Annotated in this window: 5 protein-coding genes and 1 pseudogene; 1 reads left to right on the top strand and 5 read right to left on the bottom strand. The window is 48.8% G+C overall.

From position 1 onward, the window contains the following. The 4 genes from DW49_RS1000000134120 to DW49_RS1000000129220 form a co-directional block, all read right to left on the bottom strand. On the bottom strand, positions 1–150 hold a 150-nt coding region (locus DW49_RS1000000134120), incomplete at its 3' end, for an AAA family ATPase (RefSeq protein WP_152522383.1). Further along, positions 140–625 carry a hypothetical protein gene (locus DW49_RS0100990; RefSeq protein WP_024421072.1) on the bottom strand — a complete coding sequence of 162 codons (486 nt, stop codon included), beginning with the start codon at positions 623–625 and terminating at the stop codon, positions 140–142. The genes DW49_RS0100990 and DW49_RS1000000134120, both read right to left, overlap by 11 nt. After that, positions 622–1,782, bottom strand: coding sequence for a dsDNA nuclease domain-containing protein (locus tag DW49_RS0100995; RefSeq protein ID WP_005622388.1), 1,161 nt, complete (start codon positions 1,780–1,782; stop codon positions 622–624). Before DW49_RS0100995 ends, DW49_RS0100990 begins: the two co-directional genes overlap by 4 nt. Before the next feature lie 459 nt (positions 1,783–2,241). Beyond that, positions 2,242–3,318 (bottom strand): HNH endonuclease, encoded by a 1,077-nt coding sequence (locus DW49_RS1000000129220; RefSeq protein WP_005622386.1) that lies wholly within the window; start codon positions 3,316–3,318, stop codon positions 2,242–2,244. Between the two features lie 96 nt (positions 3,319–3,414). Between DW49_RS1000000129220 and DW49_RS1000000129225 the strand changes: the two are divergent. Beyond that, positions 3,415–3,549 (top strand): annotated as a pseudogene (locus DW49_RS1000000129225) (integrase); the annotation flags it as partial. A 53-nt stretch (positions 3,550–3,602) separates the two neighbouring features. Here DW49_RS1000000129225 and DW49_RS1000000133010 read toward each other — a convergent pair. Further along, entirely contained in the window at positions 3,603–3,788 is a 186-nt protein-coding gene (locus DW49_RS1000000133010) for a hypothetical protein (protein ID WP_122349251.1), read from the bottom strand. Between the last annotated feature and the right edge of the window lie 168 nt (positions 3,789–3,956).

Here is a 3,956-nt window from a genome sequence, read left to right on the forward strand (position 1 = left end):
CCCAAGGCAGAACATTATGGCTTGGATCAATGGGGTCTTGCCACTACCATTTTTTGCGTACAGTTGAGTTATGGCTTCGCCAAACTCAAGCTCACCTGATCGCCACCCATCTGGGTTATTCTGAATAATCTCAAGCGATTCAAATTTCATTTAACTTAACCTCTACGGCGCGTTCTTTACAGATGTTTCGGTAGGCACGCTTTATCATCAGCAATGCAATACAGAGCCTGCTTTCATCTTTGAGAATATTATCAATTAACTTTTTCCCAGATTCCGTTGCTTCAATCCGAGAAGTACTTTTTTCAATGGTAATGAACCCGGTATTTTCCAAAAATGTAAAAGCCTTTACGGTACGGATTCTCAGGTTTGCAGACCAGCCCAACTCTTGACTCGATCCCTTGAAACCTGCAAGACTTTTCTCAAAACAAACGCCTACTAACATTCCAATCTCGTCTTGCTTGGGCTTGGCTCTAGAACGCGCAAGTAAAATGATGGTCAGCGCAATCAGCGGGGTATGGAATAGGCTCTCATTTCCCAGTACGTCATGGCGCCCCCTGGGGCTGCTTTCAGTCAACAATGCCACTGACTCAGTCTTGGCGGTCAAGACCGCATCACGGAAGGTCATTGAGCCTCTCCTTTCACCAATTCAGAGAGCACGGCGCCGAATGTTAGCTCTTCGGTGATGTCTGATCGCCCAAGGTCAGTGCTAATTTGGATGGACAAGCTTGAAATTTCTTCGGTGATTGAGTTCATGTCAACTTGGCCGATGGCGATCTTTCTCGCCACTTGTATAATTTTATTCTTTGCTACGGCCAATCGAAACTCCAAGAGCGCATGTCTATTGGTTCTGTACCAGGCTTCCCAACTACATTTGAAGCCTGCAAAGGTGTCCACCGTGTCATCTGAGAAGCCTGAGCGCTTGAGCATTCGCTGTAGGATAGAAACCGATTTTATAGCGCTATCATCTCCGCCTAACTTGAGAACATAATAGGCGGATCTCGAGATGCAGAGAATGTCCAGGATATCATCCAAGTTGACACTCGCCTTTGCATCAAGTTCTTTCTCGGTAATGCCGCTGGAAAGCGGGACCGCAGATCTAACTTCAATTAAAGATAGTAGCTGGATGATTATTTTCCTAACCTCAAGGGGGTTAAGGTTTATTTCGCTATACTTGAATATCTGACTTGACGCTTGGGAAACAAAAACATCCTCCTCTTCATTGAGGATCTGCTTTCGAGGAACCAGCACTAAATGTGACAAGAACGCCAACACGTCGACATCGCTTTTCGTAGCAAGAGAAGGTATCAGTTTCTTAGTCTCGCCGATCAGGCTTGCGGTGTTTTTTGTTGGGCTTGCCTTGCCTTTAACTTCCTGGCAAATCTGTTCGACTTCATCATCAAAGTTTACGTTTGTACAGATCTCTATTGAACTGCACGCATCACCAAACTCTTCAACGTGAAGCAGTAACTTACCTGCGAAGCTGGCTGCCAGGTCATGAGTCGGACTATTTTTCGGTTTTTTCTTCAGACCAAAAATTTCAAGTATGGTGTATTGATGATTAAGCTTACTTTTAGTCTTTACTTGAACAAACCGGTACTGGGATTTTGAGTTAACTATGTGCTTGACGACGTAATCTTCATGTACATCACAGTATACTCTATCCATTTCTCCGTTTTCTAAAAGCGCCAAGCTTTCCAAGCTGGCTGCTTTGAACTGTGCTCGAAAACGGTCGATCGTGTCCCGTCCGCTTTGTTCCCTAGGACTGACTTCATGGAGTTTCATATGGATTAATTTCGCATATACTGAATTATGAGCGCCCTAGAGTATGCTGGGCATTTAAGTGCAATGCAGAAGCAATCGTTGCGGTCGAATGGCGGCGAAATGTTGAGCGATATGTTGGAGATAACGAAAATGCAACTTCTTGACTGTAGATTGAATGCATGTTCATCCGCACTTTCCCTTCCGGGCGAACGCTCACGAGCTACGCAACATATCGCAGATGAGTTGAAATGGTTGCGTGCGGGTAGCTGGCACGATCTGAGCGGTGCGCTTTGATTTTCTCGGGTAATGCTGTCCATGCCACCGTCCATTGTTGTCTCTCGCCCGTGAGAGAATTCCTTTTTTGATTTGCTGAATGGTGGCGTGAGGCCATCCACAATGCAAGTCAGACTTGAAGCATTTTCCCCCTCAAGCTCTCAGGCAATTGCGTTTGAGCTCGCCGATTCGATGAAACTCTCGCCGCTACCCGCCGCTCAGTTCACGATGTACAACCCGATGGCAATTTGCGCAGATGCATTGCAAATCCTCCAGACTTGTCAGATGCCCTGGCGCCATTTGCGCAACCTGCACAGTTCGATGGTGTACCTCGATACAGGCCTCTCCGTTTTCTGCGCCATAAGTTTCAAGCGGATCCATATTGCAGCGCTCGCAATAAAGTCGCCCGTGGTTCTTCTTGAACTCAGCTTTCTTGGCAACCGATACCCCCTGGGCGCGCTCCTTCCGTAGATGAGCCACGAGCCTTGGCTGCCCCTCAGTCCATACCCGATCTTCGTGCAGTGCTGGCAGTCCGGGATCAGCCATCAAGGCACCTTTGGGCACTATGCAGAAGCCAGCATCTTCCAGGAGTAGAAAACAGACGCTGCTAACGCCGACGGTGAAGTGTTTTGGCAGTATCTGAAATCCCAGAGCGCGTGTAGCAGCTAAGCCAAATACCGCCTTCGGTGGCAGCCGGAGATTTTCATCAACGATCAGGTCGTAATCGGTTGACTCAGCAAAACCAAATGAATCAATCCCGCAGACCAGATCCTGAACAGCACGCCATATATGCTCGGCGGTGACTCCGCGAAGCACCTCCGCGGGAAGCTGATCGAGGCTTCGTAGTTTTTTATCTACAGGGGTACCACCAAGCGCGAGACTCAATGCCTGCGCATCGCCCCCAGAGATTGTCATCCGAATGCGTCGAGTGGAGTTGCCCCCCGAGGACTCAGAGGACGATCGGCCGACGGCCTTCATTCGAGTGGAAAGGACTTTCACAATCTGATCAACAGGCGCCTGGCCCTCCTCCGAGGTCAGTATCGTTCGCTTAGAAATGGGAATGCCTTGAACGCGGCTGCTATCAACCCAGACGCGCTCTACTGCAAACGAAGCCCGCTTCAACCTGGCCAGCAAAACAGAAAGCCCCAGAACATATTCGGAGTTGATCGCGCCCCTACCTTTGGTACCGCCACGGCTGTGGAATACAACCTCGTCCGACTCGATTCCGAAGTGTGCGTCAATTGGGCTGCCATCATCGGAGATTATCTGAAAAACCCGCTCCATGCCTGCGGCTGCTCCCTATTAATTACAAGTGCCTGATGATACTGCACGCGCAAGGCACATAGCCATCCTTGGCCTTCCGCACGTGGAGGACTTGTCATGAACATCATCGCTACCTGTAGCCGTCAGCCCTGGAACAAAGGAAAATTGGTCGGGCAGAAAGCTCCACTCCGACTGAGAGATATCTGGGCCATCCGAGTAAGGCTTCAACTCGTAGAAAGAACCCAGGGTCTGAATTTCTAGCCGATCACAAACCCCTTCTGAGACATCGAAAGAGACAAGCGAATTTATTTTCCTTCAGCCAAACATTCCTTTGGCGCTAAATCTAAATCGACAATCGATATCGCATCCAGGAATCGACTGGCGCGAACTGAACGCCTTTCGAGCAATTCACGTGCCTCAAGACTGATTTTGACGGCCATCAACGGCTTGATTAATTTCTTCTTCTTACGTTTGCTTTTCTGTTTTCGCACGACAGTTTTCTCGGATTGGTGGCAAGACAGCGTTTTGCTGCTCGCCAAACGAGCTTTAGGAGACCGGTGTCGCCCGCCAGGTCAATTCAAGTGGAGCCGAATCCGAGCTTTTCCAAGCACAGCTTCGTTGATCCCCCTATGCGATCAATAAACACTAAGAAGCTGAGT

Origin of the sequence: Pseudomonas avellanae BPIC 631 (assembly GCF_000444135.1) — a bacterium.
Taxonomy (GTDB): Bacteria; Pseudomonadota; Gammaproteobacteria; order Pseudomonadales; family Pseudomonadaceae; genus Aquipseudomonas; species Aquipseudomonas avellanae.